At 62.9% G+C, this 25802-nt stretch carries 15 protein-coding genes and 1 pseudogene; 7 read left to right on the forward strand and 9 right to left on the reverse strand.

Annotated features, from left to right (window positions below):
* Positions 1-71: 71 nt before the first annotated feature.
* The 4 genes and pseudogenes from CK221_RS21005 to CK221_RS21015 form a co-directional block, all read right to left on the reverse strand.
* Positions 72-2537 carry a peptidase domain-containing ABC transporter gene (locus CK221_RS21005; protein WP_245430693.1) on the reverse strand — a complete coding sequence of 822 codons (2466 nt, stop codon included), beginning with the start codon at positions 2535-2537 and terminating at the stop codon, positions 72-74.
* A gap of 77 nt (positions 2538-2614) precedes the next feature.
* On the reverse strand, positions 2615-7369 hold the full coding sequence (locus CK221_RS21010) for a hypothetical protein (RefSeq protein WP_245430704.1): 4755 nt from the start codon (positions 7367-7369) through the stop codon (positions 2615-2617).
* A gap of 237 nt (positions 7370-7606) precedes the next feature.
* Positions 7607-8101: pseudogene (locus CK221_RS30815) on the reverse strand (DUF4347 domain-containing protein); the annotation flags it as partial.
* 94 nt (positions 8102-8195) lie between these two features.
* On the reverse strand, positions 8196-8510 hold the full coding sequence (locus tag CK221_RS21015; RefSeq protein WP_143749081.1) for a hypothetical protein: 315 nt from the start codon (positions 8508-8510) through the stop codon (positions 8196-8198).
* A gap of 1073 nt (positions 8511-9583) precedes the next feature.
* On the opposite strand from CK221_RS21015, the gene CK221_RS21020 reads away from it, so the two are divergent.
* Entirely contained in the window at positions 9584-13336 is a 3753-nt protein-coding gene (locus CK221_RS21020; protein WP_067001316.1) for a glycosyltransferase, read from the forward strand.
* Positions 13337-13426: 90 nt separating this feature from the next.
* Positions 13427-14530, forward strand: a complete 1104-nt coding sequence (locus CK221_RS21025) for a glycosyltransferase (protein WP_067001317.1) — start codon at positions 13427-13429, stop codon at positions 14528-14530.
* A 59-nt stretch (positions 14531-14589) separates the two neighbouring features.
* Here the strand turns inward: CK221_RS21025 and CK221_RS21030 are convergent, their stop codons facing one another.
* On the reverse strand, positions 14590-15318 hold the full coding sequence (locus CK221_RS21030; protein WP_067001318.1) for a glycosyltransferase family 25 protein: 729 nt from the start codon (positions 15316-15318) through the stop codon (positions 14590-14592).
* A 243-nt stretch (positions 15319-15561) separates the two neighbouring features.
* Between CK221_RS21030 and CK221_RS21035 the strand changes: the two genes are divergently transcribed.
* Complete coding sequence (locus tag CK221_RS21035; protein ID WP_095779117.1) at positions 15562-16422, forward strand: hypothetical protein; 861 nt, start codon at positions 15562-15564, stop codon at positions 16420-16422.
* A gap of 1232 nt (positions 16423-17654) precedes the next feature.
* Positions 17655-17831, forward strand: coding sequence for a hypothetical protein (locus tag CK221_RS30360; protein ID WP_170950440.1), 177 nt, complete (start codon positions 17655-17657; stop codon positions 17829-17831).
* A 56-nt stretch (positions 17832-17887) separates the two neighbouring features.
* On the opposite strand, the gene CK221_RS21045 is transcribed toward CK221_RS30360, so the two are convergent.
* Both CK221_RS21045 and CK221_RS21050 read right to left on the reverse strand, forming a co-directional pair.
* On the reverse strand, positions 17888-18136 hold the full coding sequence (locus CK221_RS21045) for a hypothetical protein (RefSeq protein ID WP_095779119.1): 249 nt from the start codon (positions 18134-18136) through the stop codon (positions 17888-17890).
* A gap of 418 nt (positions 18137-18554) precedes the next feature.
* Positions 18555-18962 carry a hypothetical protein gene (locus tag CK221_RS21050; RefSeq protein WP_179295178.1) on the reverse strand — a complete coding sequence of 136 codons (408 nt, stop codon included), beginning with the start codon at positions 18960-18962 and terminating at the stop codon, positions 18555-18557.
* Between the two features lie 464 nt (positions 18963-19426).
* Here CK221_RS21050 and CK221_RS21055 point away from each other — a divergent pair, with 464 nt between their 5' ends.
* The gene (locus CK221_RS21055; RefSeq protein ID WP_245418871.1) at positions 19427-19930 is read left to right on the forward strand and encodes a transglutaminase-like cysteine peptidase; all 504 of its coding nucleotides are present in this window, start codon (positions 19427-19429) and stop codon (positions 19928-19930) included.
* A 212-nt stretch (positions 19931-20142) separates the two neighbouring features.
* A complete protein-coding gene (locus tag CK221_RS21060) occupies positions 20143-21765 on the forward strand; it encodes a GNAT family N-acetyltransferase (protein ID WP_095779121.1) in 1623 nt (540 codons plus the stop codon).
* Positions 21766-21901: 136 nt separating this feature from the next.
* Here CK221_RS21060 and CK221_RS21065 read toward each other — a convergent pair whose 3' ends face one another.
* Together CK221_RS21065 and CK221_RS21070 are read right to left on the reverse strand one after the other, a co-directional pair.
* The gene (locus tag CK221_RS21065) at positions 21902-22384 is read right to left on the reverse strand and encodes a hypothetical protein (RefSeq protein WP_067001392.1); all 483 of its coding nucleotides are present in this window, start codon (positions 22382-22384) and stop codon (positions 21902-21904) included.
* Positions 22385-22391: 7 nt separating this feature from the next.
* Entirely contained in the window at positions 22392-23180 is a 789-nt protein-coding gene (locus CK221_RS21070; protein WP_067001385.1) for a response regulator transcription factor, read from the reverse strand.
* Positions 23181-23784: 604 nt separating this feature from the next.
* Here CK221_RS21070 and CK221_RS31105 point away from each other — a divergent pair.
* The gene (locus CK221_RS31105; RefSeq protein ID WP_095779122.1) at positions 23785-25689 is read left to right on the forward strand and encodes a hypothetical protein; all 1905 of its coding nucleotides are present in this window, start codon (positions 23785-23787) and stop codon (positions 25687-25689) included.
* Positions 25690-25802 lie beyond the last annotated feature (113 nt).

Raw genomic sequence — 25802 nt, forward strand, 5'->3', positions numbered from 1 at the left:
GGACCTCGTATCCAACTCATCTTTGGCGAGAACCACCATTTCAATCTCGATCCCGCTGCGGCACGGCATCATCAAACCAATCGCGACGGTACGGCCGCGGGCCGCCCGCCGCGGTTATCCAAATGTCGGTTCTGCTGCGACCACAGCTGACGATAGAGCGCGCATCGTTCGAGCAGGACGGTGTGCGAAGCGACATCGAGAACCTTGCCCTGCTCCATAACCAGGATCTGGTCGCAGTCGGTGAGCGAGGACAGCCGATGCGAGACGATGATCATGGTGCGGCCGCTGGCGATGCGCATGAGATTGGCACTGACGACCGCTTCGCTTTCCGGGTCGAGAGCACTGGTGGCTTCGTCGAGAATGAGGATGGTCGGATCGTGGATGAGGGCGCGCGCGATCGCCAGCCGTTGCTTTTGACCGCCCGAAAGGTTGGGCGAACCTTCCTCGATGTAAGTGTCGTATCCGTTCGGCATGCGTTCGATGAATTCTTCCGCGCCGGCGAGATGCGCGGCACGCATGGCATCGGACAGCGTCAGGCCTGCGCGCCCGGCGATGATGTTGTCGCGGATCGAGCCGCGGAACAGAAAATTGTCCTGCAGGACCACTCCGAGCCCCTGGCGAAGATGACGCAGGTTGATTTCCTTGAGATCGACGCCGTCCAGCTTCAGGAACCCGCTGTAATCCCGGTTGATCCCCTGCAGCAGGCGCGCGATGGTCGATTTTCCCGATCCGCTCCGCCCGACAATGCCGAACATGGTCCCAGCCGGAATGTGGAAGCTGACCCGGTCGAGCGCTGGCGTCTTGGTACCGATATAGCTGAAGGTCAGATCGCTGAACGTAACTTCGCCGAGGAGCCTTGGCCGCAGACCGAGGGAGTTCGAGCTCGTCTCCAACGGCCGGTTAAGGACGGATGCCGCCTCGCCGATTGCCGCCCCCACCTCCTCGTAGTCTTCAATCAGCCGCACCAACCCGACCAGCGGTTGCGCGACGCGTTGAGAGATCATCATGAAGGCGAACAGACCGCCGACCATATAGCCGGAACTGTCGTTCATCGCGAGATAGGCGCCAATCAGCATGGTGCCGAGCACCATTACGCGTTCAATGGGCGTAACCAGGGTCTGCGGCCAGCTGGCGAACTGCCCGAAGGAGAGACGCGCGCTTCCCGCCTCCGCCACCTGCTCGTCCCAAAGCGCCTTGCGTTGCGGCTCGAGCCCAAGCGCCTTGACGGTCTTTATGCCGACAACGGTTTCGCCCAACGCCGCCGACTTCCAGGTCTCGGCCTCGATCACCCGCTGGTACCTTCGGCGCAGCGGCTTCAGGAAAGCAAGGATGATCAGCATGATCACCGCTGCGCAGGCAACGACGATCCAAGCAAGCGTCACGTTGATATAGAACATCACCGGCAGCAGCACGCAGAGGGTGATCAGGTCCAGGAACGTGCCGAGCAGTTTGCCCGTCAGAAACTCCCGGATCCGATAGACCTGCGCGAGGTGGTACATTGTCTCGCCAGCGGGATGGCGCTCGAAATAGTCGAGCGGCAGGCGCAGCAGCCGGCTGAAAACGTGCAGCTGCAGCTTGGTGTCCAGGCGGGCTCCGACGACGTTGATGATCAGTCGCCGCGCGTGGCCCAGGAGCGTCTCGTATGCGAAGACGACAGCGACTATGGCCGACAAGAGTATCAGCGTCGAGACACTGTTGAACTGCAATACCTTGTTGACCACCGTCATGACGATGAGCGGCGGCAAAATGGTCAGAACGCTGAGTGTGAAGGAGGCGATGGCCACGTCGCGAAGCGGCCGGCTTTCGAGCCGCACCAGTTCGGCGATCCAGCGAAGGGTGAAAGGCGCATCCGCGGCAACATAGGATCGCGCGTTTCGCAGCAGCACCGCCTCGCCCGTCCACACCTGCGACAGGCGCAACTCGTCGACAGCGGTGGATGGACCATCGTCGGGCGCTTCCGGACTTTTGAGGAAGACCACGTTGCGCTCGGCGCTCGCCCCGGTGAGGAGACCGGCGCCGCCGTCGCTGAACAAGAGAACGACCGGTCCGGTATCTTGAAAGCGCAACAGGTGTGACCAGCGAACACGCACTGCCCGGGACCACATGCCGCCGTTCTGCGCCCATTCCGACAGGTCGGTAGCGCTTGGAAACGGGCCTGCGCTCGCTGCCCTGAATTCGTTGGGATCGAGTTCGATACCGTGATAGCGGGCGACCCGCAGCATCGCCTTGAGGCGCGGCCCGACCTGGTCGAACTCGGCGGGGCCACCGGGGCTCCGCCCCGTTTCGCTGGTGCCGCGGGGCATGCCGGTCGGGTCGGCCGCGGTCCCGGCACGCAGCTCCACAGGCTGGATTTCAGCACTCCCAGGAACGTTCACCATGGACTCCCCTTCGGGTAGGCGGCGATGGCTCGACATTGCCCGCGGCGGACCATTCCCGCCGGAATCTCTGGTGGCGCTGATGATACTCCACGGCGGCCGGTCGCGCGAGCCCCTTAACCACTCGGAAAGGCCGAACGCGCAGGCCTTGCCTTTCGGCAAAGCCCGCGCGCCCGCTTCTCAGCTTTGGACCGGTTTCTATCGTCGTCTGTCCGGTCGCCATTCCTCTTCACTCATGCTCAGTCATGCGGCTTCAGAATGTCCTTCAGCGCCTTCTTCACCGTGTCGTCGCTGTTGGCGAAGCCGGCACCCTGCTTGTTCTGATCCGAGGTCAGGTCGGTGCTTGCACCCAACGGCTTGTTCTGGTTCTGACCAAATCCCCTGATCGTGGTGAGAACATTCAGGAGGTCGGTCGTCACCGAACCGGCGGCCTGGCTGACAAGCTGACGGAACGACGCATGGCTGACGGCATCACTGTCGGTCGAGCCGGATTGCAGGAACTGCGTCGTGTCCTTGAGCCCGAGCGAGTTGGCCGTGACCGCGGCGGTGCGATGGCCAGGCGAGCCATCGGCATCAGTGCCATCTTTGGGATGTCCCTTCCCAGGATTGCTGCTGTCGTTGTGGTCAGGATCATTGCCATGGCCGTTGTTGCCTTTGTCGCGATCACCGGTCTCGCCGCCGGGGCCGGTCGCTCCGGTCGGGCCCGTTGCGCCGCCCGGCCCAGTAGCACCCGTCGAGCCGGTTGCACCCGTTGCGCCGGTCGCTCCGGTCGCGCCAGTTGCTCCGGTAGCTCCAGTCGCACCGGTGGCTCCGGTCGCACCTGTCGAGCCGGTTGCTCCGGTTGCACCCGTAGCGCCGGTCGCTCCGGTCGAGCCGGTAGTTCCGGTCGCACCGGTCGAGCCCGTGGCACCCGTAGCGCCGGTCGCTCCAGTCGCGCCAGTTGCTCCGGTAGCTCCAGTCGCACCGGTGGCTCCGGTCGCACCGGTTGTTCCGGTCGAGCCCGTTGCTCCAGTCGCACCGGTGGCTCCGGTCGCACCTGTCGAGCCGGTTGCTCCGGTTGCACCCGTAGCGCCGGTCGCTCCGGTCGAGCCGGTTGCTCCGGTCGAGCCCGTTGCTCCGGTAGCTCCAGTCGCACCCGTTGCTCCAGTCGCGCCGGTTGCTCCGGTCGAGCCAGTGGCACCCGTAGCGCCGGTCGCTCCAGTCGCGCCAGTTGCTCCAGTCGCACCGGTGGCTCCGGTCGCACCCGTCGAGCCGGTAGCTCCGGTTGCTCCAGTCGCACCCGTGGCGCCGGTTGCACCTGTCGCTCCGGTCGCACCTGTAGCGCCGGTCGAGCCAGTCGCACCCGTTGCTCCGGTCGCGCCGGTAGCGCCGGTCGCCCCAGTCGAGCCGGTGGCACCCGTGGCGCCGGTCGAGCCGGTCGCACCCGTGGCGCCGGTCGCACCTGTCGCACCCGTAGCGCCGGTCGCACCTGTCGCACCCGTTGCTCCAGTCGCGCCGGTAGCACCCGTTGCTCCGGTCGAGCCGGTGGCTCCGGTCGCACCCGTCGAGCCCGTGGCACCTGTGGCTCCGGTCGCACCTGTAGCGCCGGTCGCTCCGGTCGCGCCAGTTGCTCCGGTAGCTCCAGTCGCACCCGTGGCTCCGGTCGCACCGGTTGCTCCGGTCGAGCCCGTTGCTCCAGTCGCACCGGTTGCTCCGGTTGCACCCGTAGCGCCGGTCGCTCCGGTCGAGCCGGTTGCTCCCGTTGCTCCAGTTGAGCCGGTAGCGCCCGTTGCTCCAGTTGCACCTGTCGCTCCGGTCGAGCCGGTGGCACCTGTGGCACCCGTTGCTCCAGTCGCGCCGGTCGCACCCGTGGCGCCGGTCGCACCTGTTGCGCCGGTGGCACCCGTTGCTCCAGTCGCGCCGGTCGCACCCGTGGCGCCGGTCGCACCTGTTGCGCCGGTGGCACCCGTTGCTCCAGTCGCGCCGGTCGCACCCGTGGCGCCGGTCGCACCTGTTGCGCCGGTGGCACCCGTTGCTCCAGTCGCGCCGGTCGCACCCGTGGCGCCGGTCGCACCTGTTGCGCCGGTGGCACCCGTTGCTCCAGTCGCGCCGGTGGCTCCGGTCGCACCTGTTGCGCCGGTGGCACCCGTTGCTCCAGTCGCGCCGGTCGCACCTGTGGCACCCGTTGCTCCGGTAGCTCCAGTCGCACCCGTTGCGCCGGTGGCACCTGTCGCACCCGTTGCTCCGGTCGCGCCGGTCGCACCTGTGGAGCCGGTAGCGCCTGTGGCACCCGTAGCGCCGGTCGCACCTGTCGACCCAGTCGAGCCGGTTGCACCCGTAGCCCCGGTCGCTCCGGTCGAGCCGGTCGCACCCGTTGCTCCGGTCGAGCCAGTCGCACCAGTCGAGCCGGTAGCGCCGGTCGAGCCGGTGGCACCCGTTGCTCCAGTCGAGCCGGTATCGCCCGTGGCGCCGGTGGCACCTGTAGCTCCGGTATCGCCGGTGGCGCCAGTCGCACCTGTTGCTCCGGTATCGCCGGTGGCACCAGTCGCACCCGTTGCTCCGGTATCACCCGTAGCGCCGGTCGCACCGGTGGCGCCGGTTGCTCCGGTATCGCCGGTGGCACCAGTCGCACCCGTTGCTCCAGTATCACCCGTAGCGCCGGTTGCACCTGTTGCGCCGGTAGCGCCGGTATCGCCGGTGGCGCCAGTCGCACCCGTTGCTCCGGTATCACCCGTAGCGCCGGTTGCACCAGTTGCGCCGGTGGCACCGGTGGCGCCAGTCGCACCCGTTGCTCCGGTATCACCCGTAGCGCCGGTCGCGCCTGTTGCGCCGGTGGCGCCTGTAGCTCCGGTATCGCCCGTGGCACCAGTCGCACCCGTTGCTCCGGTCGCACCCGTCGCGCCGGTGGCGCCGGTTGCTCCGGTATCGCCGGTGGCGCCGGTCGCACCTGTGGCGCCGGTTGCTCCGGTCGCACCTGTCGAGCCGGTGGCACCCGTTGCTCCGGTATCGCCGGTGGCGCCGGTCGCACCTGTCGAGCCGGTGGCACCCGTTGCTCCGGTATCGCCGGTGGCGCCGGTCGCGCCCGTTGCACCTGTTGCACCCGTGGCGCCCGTTGCTCCGGTATCGCCGGTGGCGCCGGTCGCGCCTGTGGCGCCGGTCGCTCCGGTCGCACCCGTCGAGCCCGTTGCTCCGGTATCGCCGGTCGCACCTGTGGCGCCGGTTGCTCCGGTCGAGCCGGTATCGCCCGTAGCGCCAGTTGCACCTGTTGCACCGGTTGCGCCTGTGGCACCCGTAGCGCCGGTCGCACCTGTGGCGCCGGTTGCTCCAGTCGAGCCCGTTGCTCCGGTATCACCCGTAGCGCCGGTTGCTCCGGTCGAGCCGGTATCGCCCGTAGCGCCAGTTGCACCGGTTGCGCCTGTGGCACCCGTAGCGCCGGTCGAGCCGGTATCGCCCGTAGCACCAGTGGCGCCGGTTGCTCCAGTCGCCCCAGTGGCCCCGGTCGAACCCGTTGCTCCGGTATCACCCGTTGCTCCAGTCGAGCCGGTCGCGCCAGTGGCCCCGGTTGCTCCAGTATCGCCGGTGGCGCCGGTCGCACCTGTGGCGCCGGTTGCTCCGGTCGCGCCCGTCGCGCCGGTGGCGCCCGTTGCTCCGGTATCGCCGGTGGCGCCGGTCGCGCCGGTGGCGCCTGTGGCGCCGGTTGCTCCGGTCGCACCCGTCGAGCCCGTTGCTCCGGTATCACCCGTGGCGCCGGTCGCACCTGTGGCGCCGGTTGCTCCGGTCGCACCCGTCGAGCCCGTTGCTCCGGTGTCACCCGTGGCGCCGGTCGCACCTGTGGCGCCGGTTGCACCGGTCGCACCCGTCGCGCCGGTGGCGCCCGTTGCTCCGGTATCACCGGTGGCGCCGGTCGCACCTGTGGCGCCGGTTGCTCCAGTCGAGCCCGTTGCTCCGGTGTCACCCGTGGCGCCGGTCGCACCTGTGGCGCCGGTGGCGCCAGTCGCACCTGTGGCGCCGGTTGCTCCGGTCGCACCGGTCGCGCCCGTTGCTCCGGTATCACCCGTGGCGCCGGTCGCACCTGTGGCGCCGGTTGCGCCGGTCGCACCTGTCGAGCCGGTGGCGCCCGTTGCTCCGGTATCGCCGGTGGCGCCAGTCGCGCCTGTTGCTCCGGTCGCGCCTGTGGCGCCGGTTGCTCCGGTCGCACCGGTCGCACCGGTCGAGCCGGTTGCTCCGGTATCACCGGTGGCGCCAGTCGCGCCTGTTGCTCCAGTCGCACCCGTCGAGCCCGTTGCTCCGGTATCGCCGGTGGCGCCGGTCGCACCTGTGGCGCCGGTTGCTCCGGTCGCGCCCGTCGAGCCCGTCGCTCCGGTATCGCCGGTGGCGCCGGTCGCACCTGTGGCGCCGGTTGCTCCGGTCGAGCCCGTTGCTCCGGTATCGCCGGTGGCGCCGGTCCCACCTGTGGCGCCGGTTGCACCAGTCGCACCTGTGGCGCCGGTCCCACCTGTAGCGCCGGCCGCTCCAGTCGAGCCCGTTGCTCCGGTTTCACCCGTAGCGCCAGTCGCACCTGTAGCGCCGGTTGCACCGGTATCACCCGTGGCGCCAGTCGCACCTGTAGCGCCGGTTGCTCCAGTCGCACCCGTAGCGCCGGTCGCACCCGAAGCTCCGGTATCGCCGGTGGCGCCCGTTGCACCGGTCGCACCTGTGGCGCCCGTCGCGCCCGCGCCGGTAGCGCCCGTCGCGCCTGATGCTCCGGTCGCGCCGGTCGCACCTGTGGCGCCCGTCGCACCCGCGCCGGTTGCGCCCGTCGCGCCTGTTGCTCCGGTGGCGCCCGTCGCGCCTGTTGAACCCGCGCCCGTAGCGCCGGTCGCACCCGTGGCTCCGGTCGCGCCAGCCGGGCCGGTCGGGCCTACTTGACTCGTGATGGCGAAACTCCCGCCATCGAAGTTATTGTTATTGGTGGGATTAGCCGCGCCGGATGTGAAAATATACGTATTACCGGGGCCAGGCGTAAGTGTACCCATTACGCCAAAATTCTGGTTGTAAATGGTATAGTTATGCGTGGTGTCTGGAACTGTTATCGTTGCAGCAAATCTGAATACCAAACCGTTGGTTGCAGATGGAAGCTGGAAGCTACCGACCACCGTGTCAGGAGTGGCTGTTGTATCCACCAAGTAGTATGTGTTGACGTTACTGCTATTGCCGGGGCCAGTAATCGTGCCAGTAAGCGTCAGATCACCCGCGACCAGGAGCCCGATGTAACTTGCTACGCCAACTGGGGTCAGCGGCGGCAGGGGCGCCGACGCGCCCGCACGTGCGGGTAGTTCCCACGCACCGCCCAGGACTGCCGCACCAACAAGCGAACTGGACGCGCAGACATCCACGCCGACGGCCGCTTCCAAAGCGTCGACGAACGCATCGCCGGCCTTTCCCAGCGCCGTCTCGCAGCTCCATAGCCGCAGTTCGCCGTCCGCAGCGAGCGCCCTGCCGATTGCGGCGAATTCCTCAGCCGCGCCCTTCAATGTCCCGACCGACCATTCTCCTGAAGCGAAATTAACCCGACCCGGCGCGCCATGCGCGATGATGTGGACCGCGCGGAGCTCTTCGTGCCCTCTCAGCGCCGCAGCCATCTGCGCCGCCGGCCCTTGACGGCCATCGAGCAGGATGGCCTGGACCCCCGGCCGCACGTTGCTCAGAACAGTCTCGAGATCGGAGATCGAAGGATCCACAAAGAGAATTTCAGAGGCACGGGCCATGACTGGCTCCTGTTCGCTTCCAATTCATTTCAAAAAAGGGAAACCGCCCACCGGCTTAGTCGGCGAGCGGCGCGGAAACGGCGCTTGGCCGCGGTCATCTTCCGGACGGCCCGATGGCGCCGCTTGGACGGCCAACGGCAGGGGCCTCCACGCGGAGGAAACCGGAGGCTTGGAAATTCCCGCCTTCGTCAAATGTCCCGATCGCGAGAGAGCCGGCGGTGCTTGGAACCTTGACAGTTATTGCGACAGCGTGGCTTCGCTTGACGGCAGCGGGAAGAATGACCTGGCCGACGATCGCGTTCTTGGCGGCATCCAGAATGAAATAGGTTATATGCTCGGTCGCGTCGCCGATGGGCAAAACGCCCCTAACGGTCACATCCATTCCAGTAGACAAAGTTGCGTAGGTCATCATGCACTCCCCGATTGGCGGCGGCTGGTGCCGCGGCTTCTCTTGCTTGACACTTGATTTTCAATCACCGCAGTACCGCCCTCGATCCGACGGGCTTGGCCGCAAGCTCGCGCGCGAAGACGTGATGGGCTGCAGCCTTTGCTCCAGACGACTCCCGGTCCGATCGGCGGGCAGGAAGTCGCAGACGGCGCCGTTCGCGGACGGCACTCGGCCTGAATAGCTCTGTTGAGATTTGGTTTGGATACGGGGCACGGGAGCAATCCGCAGCACCTTGCAGCAACAAATTTCCCGCCGGCGCATAGATAGGCACGGCCTGCGGCGCTCAGTTGCGGATAGGTTTGAAGTTTGTCGAAGCGGCGGGCTTCAAACTCCCTGGGAAACGCACGTGATATCACGTGATACACGATCCACTCCCGTCACAGCCGACGCCGATCTCTTGGCGAAAACTCGCGAGAGAGCTCCGGAGTGGAAAACCCGATCGACCCGAACAAAAAAGACAAACGCTTACGCGGCCGCGCGCTCACTAAACGCACGTGCCTTAGTCGTCCGCGACTTTGGCCTTAGCTACTCCGGAACCCTCTGGCTTGACTCCCCTACGACTTCCGCAGAATGCCAGCTACCCACGACCTGTGGGCCCCCCCTCACAGCAGCAAATTAGTAAATTTGAAAATTAGCGATCTGTAAACTATGGAAGCGACTAAACCGGCCTACCTCTAAAGTATTAGGTCGGGAAATATTACAAACCGAAACTCTAGAAAATATTTTTTAAATCCATAACTTAACCCTCACCGCGGCATTTGCGTCAAGCCCGGAAACGTGATCGAGCTTGAGCACTGTCATCCCCGTTGGGGCGTCGCGACGGGGTCGACGCCAACCACCGCTTCGTCGATCTTGACGTCGCTCGGCAAATGGCGGTGAAGTGGGCGGAGATCGTCTGAGGACCTTACCCGCTCCAGTGGCGGGACAAGTAGATAATAGGAGCTTCGAGACGGCTCCGCGAATTCATCCGCGGCACGAAGAATGGCATTGCTGAACGTCGCGCAACGTCAGAGCGAGAGATGGCAATTTCACGGATGACCACGGGCAAGCGACTTTGCCTGAACATGATCGTCAAGAACGAGACGGCGAACCTGCAGCGCTGTCTGGAGGCGGTCGTCGACCACATCGACTGCTGGGTCATCGGCGACACCGGATCGACCGACGGGACCCAGGATTACATCAGGGCTTTCTTCGCCGATCGCGGCCTGCCCGGGGAGTTGCATCAGTTCCCCTTCGAGAATTTCGAGCAGGCCCGCAACGCCGCCCTCGATCATGCATATGCTTCGTCGCTCGCGTATGACTATCTGCTTTTCGACGACGCCGATATGGAGTTGGTCGTCGAGGACGCGGGCTTCCGAGCACAGCTCGACTGTCCCGGCTATCGGCTGCTCCAGCGCTCCGGTTCCAACCTCGCCTATTGGAACACCCGTATCGTCCGGCGCGATGCCGGTGCCCGCTACCGTGGCGTGACGCATGAATATCTCGACGTTCCCGGCGACGTGAAGGAACTGCAGGGCGTTTGGTACAAGGACCATGCCAGCGGATCGAACCGCGTCGACAAGTTCGAGCGCGACATCAAGCTCCTACTTGAAGCGCTGGAAAAAGACCCGGAGAACCACCGATACTGGTTTTACTTGGCGCAGTCCTACCGCGACGCCGGACGCGCGGCCGAGGCGGCGGTGGCCTACGCCAAACGCGCGGCGATGGGCGGCTGGGACGAGGAAGCATGGAACGCCCGGCTGCAGGAGGCGCGCTGCTTAAAAAAACTCGGGGACGATGCAGGCTTCGTTCGCCAGGCGCTTGCTGCCTTCAATCAGCGCCCGCAACGTACCGAACCCCTCTACGACCTCGCGCGGTTCCATCGCGAGAAGGGGATGAATGACGCCAGCGTGCTGTTTTCGGAAGCCGGTCTGGCGATCAAGAAACCCGAGCAAGACATCCTGTTTCTCGAGGATTTCATCTACACGACGGGCCTTCGCGAGGAATACGCGATCGCGGCAAACTACGCGAGCGATCCATTGCGCAAGGACCGCGGGTTCGCAGTGTGCAATTGGCTGGCGCTGAGCCGCGGCATCGCCGACGGTTCCCGCGATCTGGCGCGCTCCAACCTGTTCTTCTACATCCAGCCCGCCAAGACGATGATGCCGTCGTTCACTGCGCAACCGGTCGGGTTCATGCCCCCCGACGGCTATCGGCTCTCAAACCCCTCCGTGGCTCGCTGGGACAACCAGATCGTAGTGTTGCAGGGGGCCATCACCTTGGCGGCGGCGGAAGAGAATCTCCGGGCTCGAGCGCCGGATCGAGCGGCGGTGCACACACGCAATTTCTTGCTGCGCATCGACAGCGAATTCGGGATCGCATCGGCCGATGAGATTTCACAGCCGACCGACTTGCCGCGACCTGCCTACGGCTGCGGCCTCGAGGCTATGCGCCTGTTTGCCTGGGAGGGGCAATTGTGGAGCAGCGCCTATATGCGCGCGCCGGCGGCAGAAGGCGAACCGGTCATCGCGCGCATCGACGATGGCGGGCCTGCACCATACCGGATGACTGACTGGCGCGTGCTCCGGCCGATCGGTGCGAAGGTGAACGGCAACAACTGGCTCCCCCTCGTCAAGCCGGCTGGCATCGGCACCGACCGGGAGCGGCTGCAGTTCCTTTCTATGGGAGATTCTATCCGCATCGTCGGCGATCAAGGGCAGACGATATCGGAAAAGCCGTCTTCCGTCGCTGCCGACGAGCTCAAGGGAGGCACCCAGGCGATTGCCTTCGAAGGCGGATGGCTGACACTCGCGCTTGAGACGCGGGCAAGGCCCGACGGGGCTCAGCCATACTGCCAGCACCGCTTCGTCTGGTTGGACGAAACAGGCTGCTTGGCAAAGATCAGCCGGCCGTTCTTCTTCAATGAAAAGGGGGTTGAATTTGCCGCCGGCCTAGCCTGGCACCCAAAAGACGAGCGCCTGCTGATTTCGTACGGCGTCGCCGAGAGCGAAGCGTGGATCGCCGCCGTCGATGCCTCGGAGGTAAGCTCGCTGCTGGAGAGGACCGAGTATTTGTTCGCAAGCGAGGCATATTGGAGCTCACTTGCGACGACGTCGGCGGACGGTGCGACCATACAAATTGTGGCGGCTCAGCAGCGCAAAGAACCCGGCGACCTCCATCAACAAACCCGGCCTGACAGCAGACTCCCGAAGGAGGCGAGCAGGATTGTCCTCTCCGGCAATGCGAAAGGCACAGAGGAGGTCCTGCTCGAGCTGGCGCCGTTCCTTCGCTTCGCAGACTCGCCGCATGAGCGTCGCGATCAATCCTGGGCGTTCGATAGCCGGATAGCCCCCTTCCTGGACTGGGGAGATGCCGCGCTGCCTCAGATCCACTGCTTTTACGAGGTGCTTTCCGACACTGCGAAGCATCTGACCCTGATTGCCGCCACCACGTCGATGCGCGCGGCAGGCCATCCCGTGAGGGTCTGGAGCTACTCGCCGAACAAGCTTCAATTCCTCGTGCCATTCGGCGTCGAGGTACGCGCCGCGGATGACGTGATGCCGCGCAGCTTGTTCGAGCGAATGGTCGCCGGCTCCGAGATCCGCTATTTCAGCGACGCCTTTCGCTACGCCGTGCTTTACGAACATGGCGGGTTGTGGATGGATTGCGACGTGGTCATGCTGCGACCGTTTCCGTTCCGCGGCGATTACTTTTTCAATCTGCAATGGCGCGGCGGGCACCAAGGCCACTTCGTCTGCGGCAACGTCATCTATGCCGAAGCCTTCAGCCCCCATTTGAGAGCGCTCTACGAGATGTCAATCGAGCGCTTCTTCGGTGCAAGCGGCAAGGGATTTGGCGAAATCGGCCCGAAACTGCTCTCCGACTACATTGCTTCGGATCAAGGCGCCGAGCTGCGCGATTGGGTCTTCGGGCCGATGTTCTTTAACGCGATCGATTGGACCGAGATAGGCGAGTTCGAAAAGCCGCTCGCCGATGTGGCTGTCTACCTGAATGATGAGCGTGTCTTCGGAACACACCTGTGGACGGCACGAAATGAGGCTCGCTCGGGCGGGGAAGGAGCGCCGCTCATCTCCTTGCTGGTCGAGCCGCTGCGGAGCTTTCCCACACTCATCGATCTTGCTGATCGCTTCAACACCGACAAGAACCGCCATACCGGCAACCGGCATGCTTACGCACGCGTCTACGAGCGGCTGCTGTCGAGCCGGAGACTTTCCATGCGGAGGCTATTAGAGATCGGCCTCTGTCGCATCGCGGCGGAAGGCAACCAGTCCGAGACGCCCTCGGTCTCGCTCTGGCAGTCCTATTTTCCTTACGCCGAGGTGATCGGTGTCGACCTGACGGATTTTTCTCAGTTCAACAATGAGAGGTTCAAGTCTTTCGTTTGCGATCAATCCAAGCTGGAGGATCTGCGCTCCGTCGCGGCGAAGCTGGAACCGGGCTCGCTTGACGTGATTATCGACGACGGCAGCCACGCCTCGTTCGACGAGCAACTGACGCTGCGCGAATTCTTCCCGCTGCTCGCAGAGGGTGGATGGTATTTCATCGAAGACCTCGACTGGCAGCCAACAGGCGAAAATGCCAGTGAAATTACACTCACCAAGCATCTATTGCGAGAAATCCAACAGCACGGCACGGCCCGATCAATCGACCCGGTCGGTATCAGCGACCTTGCCGATCAGTTTGCCGAAATCCGGTTCTTCGACAGCCACTTCGAGCTTAGCCAGGCAAAATTGCTCGGAGGGCTAGTGGCGATCCGCAAGCGCGGAGGCGTCGGCCTTGTTCGATGAGCGTCACAGGGCGGTGCGGTCGGGTTCGGGCGAGTCCAGCCGTTCAGCGGGAGGTGGCTTAGCGACTGCGTCCAATCGCGGACCCCTTCCTTGAAGATCGCGGTCTACACCATCGCGTTGAACGAAGCCGCACATGTCGAGAGGTGGGCAAATTCGGCTGTCGGCGCCGACTATCGGATAGTCGCCGACACCGGCAGCACCGACGACACGGTATCGCGACTGATCAACGCCGGCGTTACCGTGCACCGGATCGCGGTCCGCCCATGGCGCTTCGATGACGCCCGAAATGCCGCCCTGGCGCTCATCCCCGCCGACGTCGACGTGTGCTGCACGATGGATATGGATCGTTTCCTCGAGGCCGGCTGGCGCCCCAAGCTGGAGGCGGCCTGGAGACCCGAAACGACAGCCCTCTATTGTCAGACGATCTATAGAGCGAGTGTCGACGACCCCAGACCGTTGCGGCAATGGGCCACCAAGAATTTTCACCATCGCTGGGGATATCGCTTCAAGCGCCCCGTCCATGAGGCCCTCGTCTTCACCGGAGAAAGGGAGGTGGTCACGACCAGCAACGACCTGGTCATGTTCGAGGTGCAGGACCTGGCCAAGCCAACCAGGAGCAGCTACCTGCCTCTGATGGAGGTTGCCTACAAGGAAGATCCCGACGACGCACAGATGTGTTTCTGGCTCGGGCGGGACCTGATGTGGGCCAACCGGCCCGACGAGGCCGTTCAATTGCTTGAGCGCTACCTTGGCTTGCCGACAAGCACCTGGGGCGAGGAACGGTCAGAAGCGATGCGCTACATCGCACGCATGATGCCGGACCAGAGATTGGTGTGGTTGGACAAAGCGCGAATGGAAGCGCCGCATCGGCGCGAGATCTGGGCCGACCTTGCGGAGGAACTCCACGGCAGGGCCGACTGGTTGAATCTGTTCTGGGCGTGCAGCAACGGAATCGAAAACACTCGCCGCACCGGAAGCTATCTCGATGACCCGAACTGCTGGGGCTTTCGGCTGTTTGATCTGGGCGCCATCGCCTCATGGCACCTGAATGCGATGGACCGCGCTGTGGAATGGGGGCAGATGGCGCTCGAGCTTGACCCGGGCAATGAGCGTCTCAGGAACAACCTCGATTTCTTCATTCGGCGCCGGCACGAAGATCGAGCATCGCCGCTCGGCGAAGTGGGTGTCCGGTGAAGGCTATCGGTTGCCTGATGGGACGGACTGGCCGACTGCGGTCAACGCCAGCCTCTCGCTCACGTATTGATCCGTACCGATTCCTCCGGCCGTTCGTCACTGATGACAAGCGGCGGCAAGCACACATAGGCTTTGAGCGAGGGCATCACGCCCGCCATGATGCAATCGATGCCTGCATTGTTCAGCCTTAGGCCGAAGCCTGCAAAATCCACGATCATCGGCCGTATCGGAAGGCACCACTCCAACAGCGCGCGCGCGCCACGTGGCGAGACGGAGTAACAAACCGTGCCGAGCAGATAGCGCGCTCGAAGCAGAGCAGGTTCGATTGCCGCCTCCTGGAAGTCAGCAATATGCGTCATGACTTCGCCCGGAAAGAACTCCAGCCTGGCACCGGTTCCGCCAGGAAGGGCATCTAGCCAAGCATAGCATCGCAGACTTGCACTCCACAGGATGAAATCCCAATCGGCCGGGATGTTCGCCAAGAGCGCGTTCGTATGTCGTTCGAACTCGCGAGAGAAGATCGCATCATCTTCGGCAACCGTTATCACCTTGTGCCGACCGACGGCCTCTCTCCAGAGCGTCACGTGCGAGATGGCGCAGCCCAGACTCCCAGGCGCATACTCCAAATCCGAACTGATAACCCCACGCTCTATCAGCTTGTCGCGGTCGATGGATTTTCCGTCAAATCCGGAGAACCTCCGGACTTCCGGCAGGTGCGAGTTCAACTTGCGAAATTTATCCAGCCGCCCGACACTTCGATCGAGATTGATTACATAAATCTCCGACATGACGCTTTTAGCCCCATTTTGGCGATGGTTCGTCCATTCAATCACTTTGCATCGAGCGAACCAGCTTGCGCCCCGGCCTCCACTTGAGAGAACTTCAAGTCTAGCCGGATCGGTGATAGCTGGCGAGACGGCCTGGACCAGGCATTCGAACTTTTGGAGGATTTGCGTCCGCCAACTGGAGAGGCTATGAGGCGCCGAGATTTGGCGGTTGGCATCATCGTTGCGGCAGCATCGGCTACCGCAATGGCAAAGTTTTCGGCCATCCTGGACCCGGGCTATGCAGCTATGCCATCCCCCCGGAATAAGACACCCGCGACGCTTCTGTCCGCCCCCCTCGAACTCGCGGGCAATTGGGGCCGCATGCTCCCGCAAGCGGCAGAACAGGTCGTTGAAAAGGCGCGGCGCGCCTGCCTGGACGGCGTCCGACTGCTGTCTGATCGCCAGCCGGCAAGGCTCCGCGTCGACCGCCATGGCACCGGACAGCCGGCGATCTGGCTGCATCCCGACGGCAGCAGTATGGCCTGGATCATTGTCGACATCGGCGAACGGGACTGGTCGAAGCTTGCCTACCAGTTCGGCCATGAACTCGGCCATGTGCTTGCCAACAGCTGGCAGGCCGATGCGAAGCCGGCACCGCCTTGCCAATGGCTGGAGGAAGCCATGGTGGAGGCCTTCTCGCTGCGAGGCCTGGGACGCCTAGCGAAAGACTGGAAACAGGACCCCCCTTTCGCAGGTGACAGCGGTTTCGGCGATGCCATTGCCGAATATCGCGCGGACATCATCAAACGCTATACCGCGCTCGCCGACAGCCAGGGACTTACCCGAGATGCTGCGAGGTGGTTCGCCGACCACCGAAACGAGATCGAAATTCCAGGTCTCAATCCGTTCGCGCAAGCAATGTGCCTGACCATTCTCGCAGAATACGAACAGGTTCCCGATTGCATTGAGGCGCTGGGCGCGCTCAACCGCTGGCCTGGCCGCAGCGGGGTTCCAATCGCCGAATATCTCCGCCGATGGAAAAAGAGCTGTACCGAATTGCAGGCCTCGCCGCACCTGCCGGTCCGACTCCAGCAATTGTTGCATGTCACCCGGGAGCGACGCTAACCAAAGCTCGGCAATGTGGCGGGAATCTTGTGATCGGACACATACCGGGGCCTGCGCGGACGCTACGGGTCTCCAAAAAAGCAGGGACGAGAACGCCCAAGCCGGCAGTTGGTCAGCGGCCGTCCGTATGTCGTGGCTGATGTGGAAGGGATTGTTGCTTGGCAGCGTCCGGATCGGTCTCCTTCGCCTTCGGCTCGGAGTGTCGCCGACCATATACAAGCCTGAACACAATCGCGAGATAGCCGACCTGCAACAGAAGCGCGGCTAGGAGGCTCCAGGCAATGCTCATCCACACGGACCTCGTGGCCTCATAGGCCCAGGTTCCGACTACGCTCGACGTGATAAGCATTCCGACCAGAAACTGAGGAAAGTACATCTCCCCAATCCTGCTTCCAGGCACTCGAGGCGAAAATTTCACTATTTTAGTAATCGAGCAAGTATCGCCATCTGTACCAATTTCGACGCAGCACCGAGTTTCTCATTCGAGCAGCACGGTAACGGAAGACGCTGGAACGTCAGGTCGAAAGCTTGGAGGATGACGTGTTCCTAGGAGAATTCCGAGTTGGAAGGCGAGCGGATGTCCGGCGGGGTGGCGATATCAAACAAGGTCGCCAGCGCGTACACACCCGCCGGGGAGTGAGCGACTGACGAAGATGTGTGGGGACTTTGCGTGGGCCTTTCTGCACCGATTCCTGCCGCAGTACGCCGTTCGTTTCGCTTTTCCATTTTCTCCCCCGAAACGAAGACGTAAGGCTTACCCGCGAACTCGCCATTAGAAGGACGCAAAAAGGCGGACCAGGGAATACCGGGTCCGCCTTGTCTGCCGACGGGCTTCGGGGAAGAAGGCTGGGTTCGACAAACTATCCGAGGCAATCTCAGCTGGCGTTGATGCTGAGGCTCGGCAAACAGAACAGTGCGCTTTTCTCGCCGCTCGCTCAATTAGCTCAATGGGCTTTAGCTCGATCAGATTACCATGTCGCCTCCCCAAAGTGCAGTGGGTTGGGCGAAGACATGCATCAAAAGAAGGACTTGATGCATGTCGCGCAAACTTGTGCAGCGGTTTTTCGAAAAAGACATGCACAAAACAAAGACTTAAAAGCGTATTTCTCGATCCATTTCGCCGCGATGCGCTCTAGCCGGCAGCAGCCTATGTTGTTTTTTTCACAGTCAGCGACACGTTTTTGTTACATTAAGATGCAACCTTAATCTCTGGGTGGCTAAGGTAATCGGAGATGACATACAAGTCGGTTCAGGAAACCCTCCGTGCAGCTGGAATCGTCATAAGCAAGAAAGGCGATGTCCACCGCATAAACTTCTTCGGCGGCCTGGAGGACACCGCGCACTATACCACGAGCCTCAAGGAGGCGCTGGAACGGGGCCTTGCGATGGCAAGACCGCAGCGCTCGTAGCTAGCGCCGTTGATTGGCAGCTGTGTTCCGCTGCGGCGAGCGCCTTGATCGCCTGGTCAATTCAGGCGAGATGCGCAGCGAACCGACTCTACGAGGCTAAGAAGTTCATCCCAGTAGGGCGAAAGGTCTAGGCCGAGACCAGCGCCGTAGGACAGCAGAGAGAACTGTTGCGCCAGTTCATCCTGCAGACGCCGGGCTTCATCTGGATCAGAGATGGAAGTGGTAGCCATGGCGGCCAGATCACGGCACCTGGCATCGGTTTCAAAACCGAGACCGCCAACAATCACGCCGAGTTCGACCATCATCGATATGAGTCGCACAAGCCCCCTCCGGCGATCTGCGCAACACAAGTGGCTGAAAACCAATCACGATTGATCAGAAATGGGAAGCCCATTTCGGGGAATCCCACAATCTTCGTAAATCACCTCCCGTGGAAACGACGTTTTTCCTGAGGAGTACTGTACCAGAAAGTCGTGATCGCAATAGAAGGCGGCCAGGCAAGGTAGGCCTGCGACGTCACGGATCGCTCTGCTTTCCCGGGAGGCGCTTTCAGCACTGTTTGTGCCGGATGCTCGCCGCCCGAAGTTCCTCCAGGCACGGACAGATGGACCGAGGCTCGATGTCGCCACGTCCCGGGCAGATGGAAGGGCGAATGGGCTGAAGTGGATGGGCGTCCAGGCGGACGCCCATCCAACCTCGTCATGACATGAACGCGGGCCGAACTTAGCCGCCACCACCGGAGCCACCCGATCCGCCGCTGCCGCCGGAACCGCCCGAGCCGCCGCTGCCGCCGGAACCGCCCGAGCCGCCGCTGCCGCCGGAACCGCCCGAGCCGCCGCCAGAGCCACTGCCACCGCCGGACCCGCCTGATCCGCCGCCGCCGGATCCGCCACTGCCGCCGGAGCCACCCGAGCCTCCGCCGCCGCCGGAGCCACCGCTCCCGCCGCCATCGCCACCACCGGAGTCACCGCCACCATCACCGCCGCCATCACCGCCGCCGGAACCACCATTGCCGCCGCCGGAGCCCCCATTGCCGCCGCCGGAACCCCCATTACCGCCGCCGGAACCGCCGCCCTCGCCGTCGCTGGCAAGGACGGAAGCGATGAGAGCCGTTGTGATTGGCGGGCACATTGCGATTTGTGCGCGCGTGAGGATGCTTGCGCGGTTGCTGGCGATGCAGCAAAGCGCGTAGTTGGATTCCGTCAGCGGCTGGCATTGGGCGGCCGTCAAACGCGGTCGAACATTGCTCTGTGCCGATGCCGGAAGCGTCGAATTCACCGCCATAAGGGCGGATGAGACAAGCAGAATTGCGCGAGCGCTGCTCGCGCACCTTGGGTACAGGTGCATTTCTTCCTCCTAAGAAGGGAAAAAAGGCGCTCCCGTCCCCAAACTGGGCGCTATGTCAAAGTTTCCGACCATCGGAAACAATTTGTTAAGCATACATTGTTTTAGAATCTGTGCAAACGCTAATAGCGAGTCTTGATTTACCAAACCGGCGAAGATGATCTCGGTCTATCGATCCGAGGGGATGGAACGTGATTCGTTTGGCAGCGCTCGTTGCCGCAGTCATGGCTATGGCTGGCTGCAGCGAAACCATGCAGACTTCCGGCACTGCGTCCATGATGGTCACCAAGGGTTACGCTTTCGCCCCGCCGGCCGCCCGCGGCTTCTGCGCCAGGCAGCCAAGGCTCTGCAGCCCAGGCGGACACGTCAAGCAGGTGAAGCTCACCGAAAGGCGCATGGCCGAGTTGAAGGCGGTCAACAGTTCCGTCAATGCCAGGATCATCGAACGTGACGACCGTTCCACCGGCCTCGGCGACGATTGGCGGGTACCGACCAACGCCGGCGATTGCGAGGATATCGCGATCCTGAAGAAGAGCGAGTTCATGAAGCGCGGCTGGCCGGCTTCAGCCCTGCTGCTGACGGTCGTTACATCGGGCGGCGCGGGCCACACCGTGCTTACCGTTCGCACCGACAAGGGCGACCTGATCCTCGACAACCGAACCGACGCCGTCAGGAACTGGGCGCAGACTTCCTATCGCTATTTTGCGCGGCAATCCCAGTCCGAAAACGGCAAGTGGCTGCGGATCGCTTCCTGATCGATTGTCCCCGTCGGCGCAGTGCCGCGCCTTGACCGCCGGCGCAATTTCGCGCCGCGCAGAGATCCATCAATCCTTTGATCGGCTTGCACGGCCAATTCCGCCGTGGAACCATCATCGGGGGCATTCCTTGGCTTTGTCCAAGGATTGGGGAATAGCCGATACAAGGACCATCGACTATTGCCGACGCTCCACGAGCAAAGGGCAACGCCATGCGTGTGGATGTCATCGACAGTTTCGATGCTCTCGTTGAGCTGAGGGACAATTGGGATGCCGTCTACGCTGCTGACCCGGAGGCTCACTACTTCATGTCCTGGCCATGGATGGCGGGCTGGTTCAAGCGGCTTCGCTACCAATGGCTCGTCCTGGCCGCCAAGGAAGACGATTCAGCCAGCTATGTCGGTTTCTTCCCGCTTCAGCTCCGAACGGAACGAGCCAGGGACGGTGCGTTCCAAAACGAATTGCGGACGGGCGGCGGCTACTTCGCCGGATATGCCGGCTTCCTTTGCAAACCGGAGGTTCAGGATGCCGTTGTCCGGGCCTTCGCCGAGCATACGAAGCGGTTGAACTGGGCCAAGCTGCATCTTGAGAACATATTTGCATCGCCGCCGCGGCTGAATACGTTCCTCGAGCAATTTTCCGCGCCGGAATTCGTGACCGGCAAGGTGAGGCGTCCCGACGACGGCGATGGCATCGACCACGACATCTATGTCTATGTGAACCTGCCGGGCGACTGGGAGGACTTTCTCAATGACCGGCTTGGCGCGGCGACCCGCAAGACCGCGCGGCGCACGCTAAGGGCAATCGACGACGCATCCGAGTATCGCGTCACCAACGTGACCGCCGCAACGCTGGAGCGCGATCTGCAGACGCTACTCCGGTTCTGGGAAAGTCAGTGGGGCGCGAAACTGGCGGCGCGATATCACCCAGGCCTGCCGCAGGCGATGATCAACAACTTCCGTAACATGCTGCGCTGTGCCTTCGAGGACGACGCCCTCTATCTCCCGGTCCTGTGGCGGGACGACAACCCGATCGGCGTGCAGGCCACCTTGATCGACCGGAAGAACCGGGCACTAATCGGGATGCTCAACGGGCGCGATCTCGCGGTCAAGAAGCCCGCGCCCGGCTTCGCGCTTCATCTCTACAGCATACGCTGGGCCATTCAGAACGGCTTTGCCGTCTATGATCTGCAGACCGGGGATTTCTCTTACAAATATGATTTCGGCGGGCTCGAGCGCCGGGTCGAATGCCTTCTCGTCAGCACGGCCAGCCGCCGCAATCTGCGCGACCGCCTGGAGAGCCGGAGCCTGCCGGTCGTGCTCGCGCGCGCCAAAGCGCTTCATCAGGCTGGCGATCTTGAGGCGGCTCTGCGTGGTTGCCGGCAGATCCTGGCTGCCGATCCGGCCCATGCCGAGGCGCTATCGCTGCTTCGACAACTGGATGCCGCGCGACAGTCCCTTCTGCCGCAAAAGCTCAGCGTTGCCGCCCGTTTGCACCAGGCCGGAAACCTGGCCGAGGCGGAAAAGATCTACCGCGAGATCCTGGACGTCGAACCCGGGCGCTTTGACGTGCGCTACCTTCTCGGCGTGATTTGCCTGCAGCAGCACCGTTATGGCGACGCGGAGCGGCAGGTGAGCCAGGCGATCGAGATCAATCCGAACATCGCAGCCGCGCACTACAATCGCGGCCTGGCGCTGATGAAGCTCGACCGAACAAAGGACGCGCTCACAAGCCTTGACGAATGCATCGCGCTGGAGCCGGGCCACAGCCAGGCCCTGGCGCTTCGCACCGAGGCGCTGAAAGCCATCGGGCGGATCCCTGCCTCGGTTGCTTGAAGCGCGTCGCGCTGAAACGGATTCCGGCGACCTGCTTCAAGTCTTTGTTTTGATGCATGTGATCGTCGTAGAACTGCGCACATTTCCGGGCGACATGCATTAGCAGGGAGCAACCAATCCGGACGAGATCCGCGGCCTATCTCGGGAACGAATTGTCGATAACGATCGACCAGATATCCTTGTTTATTTCTCTGATGTCCTCGATGGAACCGTGGATTCTTCTCATCTCCTCGTCATCGAGCGCTTCGATCTTTCCGTATTTGACCTCGTCCTTGCCGTCAACGATACGCATCAGCTGCGTGCTTCCGTGGGTTCCCGCCTCGTCGAACGAGTAGATGCAGTGGCTGTATTTGTTTCGCAGCTTCGCCTGGCGCGTGAGCTTGCCGGTGACTGTCAGCACCGCCCGACGGCAGGCGGCCGGCGTCTTCGGGATTTTCGCCAGCCGCTCTACCAGCTCGATGCGCGCGCGGGTCGTGTTCAGCGTCAGGAAAATGATGATCGCCGTTTCCTTGTCGACCTTCGCAAGACCGGCAATCAGATAGATCAGCAGACTCTCGGTGTTGGTCCATGTGTAATTCAGTTGGCCAACGAGGAGCAGTATCTCCTGAAACCGAGGCATCATCGGCTCACGGCGAAGATTGGACGGACTGTGGCGAACCGGATCGTTCCAAGCCGCCGTGAAAGCTATCCTTGCGCGCATGAAACACCGCGGCCGCCTCGGTCCGGTTGTGAGCCCCCAGCTTGGTTATGATGTTGTGCAGATGGATCTTGACCGTGTGCTCCGACAGGCGAAGGGTCGCGGCTATGATCTTGTTCTGCAATCCGCGAGCGACCATTTCCAGGATCTGGAACTCACGGTCGGTCAGTTCGCCCATCTCCTCGAAACCGGACCGGTCCGGCCTTGGTTGTTCGGCAGGCGTCGAATGATCCGACGCCTTTTGCGAGAGGCTGCGTGCGTATGACTGGAACATCGCCAAGGGGAAATATTCGCCGCCGCGAAGCATAAGCCGGATGACCGAAAGCCAGACATCAAGCTTCAAATCCATGGGCAGGACGCTGCGCACGATCTTGAGATCGAGAACGTCGTGCATTGAGACGGAAGCTCGGCTGTCGTGCTGCACCAGGACGATCGGCGCTGCCGGATGATGCCGCATCAGTTCGGCGGCATAGCCGTCGATCTTATGCAGGAGCTCGGTGTCGATAAGGACCAGGCAGACGGGATGCTCGAACGGCGCGCAGGCCGCTTCGATGCCTGTAGCCTGCTCGACGACTATCGAGGGAAATTCCCTCTCGATGGCGTATACTAGACATTCTGGAAAGCTGTCAGTAGAGGAAACAGTCAGGATAATTCTACGCGCCGCCCAACTCTCTCCGGCACCGCTACCTACGGTGCTGTGCACGTTAACTCTGGACATGGTTGCCACCCCACCCTAGACGAATACTGTCGGTTTAGTTCTTTCCCTTCTTCAAATTTTCGGGGGCCGCCACCCCCGTAAACAGCTAGCCTTAACGACTTATACACCAAATTAGACCGGACTGATATAGTTCGGATGAGCTATAGCTAATTTTCTCCGTCGTCGCTGCCGACTGGAGACGTTCGACAGAGTCGCCGCCACCTGATCTGGGCAGGAATCTCGGCATTTGCGCGGCCGGAGCACGTCCGGGCAGCGGTCCGGCCGAACGGGCTAGCCCGAACTGTCAGCTTACAATCACCGCCCTCTGGTTCCAGACTTTCCCGGGTTCCATGTGGGATTGGGGCATATCCAGGACTCTCCCGTTTGAACGACCGGATCCTTGGTGATCCGGCGCTCCCCCGGGTTTTGCCTTGGGACGGCCGCCTCTCCCGAAGTCAAAGGGAGGTACTCAAGCAAGTCATGACGAAATTCGGATTGCGGACCTCAGTCCCCTCGGTCCGGCAGTCCATTCACCGCATTAAACGCAACGTCCGCGTACAGCCCATAGCCGCGTAAGAGAAGAATGCGGTTCGGCAGTCGCGGCCTTCAAACAGAGGACACGACCATGTCTCTCGACCTCGACAAGAACAACATCAACGCATTCGGTTTGCAGATCGTCGACAGCGAATTCGATATCGGTGACGGCGGTGGCGAAAACGAAAACAAGAACTACAATACCAACGACGCCAAGAACGAGAACGAAAACGAGAACAAGGCCTCGAACGAGAACGAAAACAAGAGCGACAACGACAACTCGAACGAGAACAAGTCCTCGAACGAGAACGAAAACGAGAACAAGGCCTCGAACGAGAACAAGAACGAAAACTCGAACGAGTCCAAGAACGAAAACTCGAACGAGAACAAGAACGTCAACGAGACCAAGGTCGACGTCGACGTCGACGTTGGCGTCAAGCTCGAAGGTGAGCTCGGCAATTCCGACGATGATTTCGCCGATATCTATGCCAACGACGACATGAAGATCGACACCATGATCAACAATAAGGACGGCAACGTCACTTATGATCCTGGCGACGACGTCACTTTCAAGGACATCCTGAACAATTCGATGACCGGCGCCGGCACCAACACCGCGTCGATCATCAACCAGACCCTGAACATGTATGACAACGACAAGCTCGACAACGCGACCGTCAAGAACGACGCCGATTTCAAGCTTGATCTGAACGCCAAGGGCGGCCACTCCGAAGCCGGTGACGGCATCTCGGCAGGTGGTGGGACCGCGGACGGCGGCAGTGACGCCAAGGCCAATGGCGGCGAAGGCGGCAATGGCGGGGACGCCAAGTCCGACGACGTCGAAGCCGGCGACGGCAAGGGCGGCCTGGCTCTCAGCGCGGCTATCGGCGGCGACTCCAAGAGCGACAACAAGGCCGACGCGGGCGACGCCAAGGCCGGCGACGGCGATAGCGGCGACGCCAAGGGCGGCGAAGTCGACACAGGCGACGCCAAGGGCGGCTACGGCGACGGCGGCAACGCCAACGGTGGCGATGGCCTCGGCCTCGGTTTCGGCCTCGGACTGGGCCTCGGTATCGGCGCTGCGGAAGCCGGCGATGCCAAGTCTGACGACGGCGGCGACGCCAAGTCGGATGCTGGCGACGCCAAGGCGGATGCTGGCGATGCCAAGGCCGATGGCGGCAATGGCGGCAATGGCGGTGATGGCGGCGACGTGACCGGCGGCGATGCCAAGTCGGACGGCGGCGATGGCCTCGATGTCGACGGAAAGCTGTCGCTGCTGAACTACGGTGAAGGCGGCGACGCCAAGAGCCTCGCCGGCGACGCCACCGGTGGTGGTGGCGGCGGCGGTGGCGGCGGTGGCGGCGGCGGCGGCGACGCTGATGGCGGCAATGCCAATTCGGATGGCGGCAACGCCAATTCGAACGGCGGCGACTCCGAATCGTACGGCGGTGACGCCCTCGGCGCAGGCTGGGGCGCTGGTACGGGCTCGGGCTCGGGCTCCGGCACCGGCGGTGCCGGCGGCACGGGCGGTGCTGGCACGGGCGGTGACGGATCCAGCGGTGACGGAACCGGCGGCGCGGCCACCAGTGGCGACGCTTACGGCGGCGACAGCCTCGGCGGCTTCGCAGCGGCCTTTGGTGGTGACGGTGGCCATGCGCTGAGCGGCGCCTGGGCTGACGGTACCGGCGGCGACGCCACGGGTGGATACACCGCTTCCGGCTACGGTGGTGCCGGCGGCGCTGGCGGCCAAGCCTTCAACGGTGACGGCGGCACCGGCGGCGACGCTGGGATGTGGGGCTCGCAGAATGGCGATGACGGCTACGTGACCGGCACGAGCCACTCTTCGGCCGACGGCCTGATCGACGTCAGCGCCTTCAATCAGCAGATAGTGATGGGCGCCAACCTTCAGGAAAACCTGGTCGACCAGACCGTGGTTGGCGGCGACTACCACAACACGCTGACTGGCGAGGACGCCGGCGACCATACCGGTACCTGATCGATGTCACACGACTGATTTCGTCACGAAATCAGACAGCTTGGGACTGCGCGGAGTTTCCGCGCAGTCCTTCCATCCGGGAGACATGCCGCCCCGACCGAGCGCGAATGATC

The organism is Mesorhizobium sp. WSM3868, from assembly GCF_002294785.1.
In the GTDB taxonomy this organism is placed as follows: Bacteria; Pseudomonadota; Alphaproteobacteria; order Rhizobiales; family Rhizobiaceae; genus Mesorhizobium.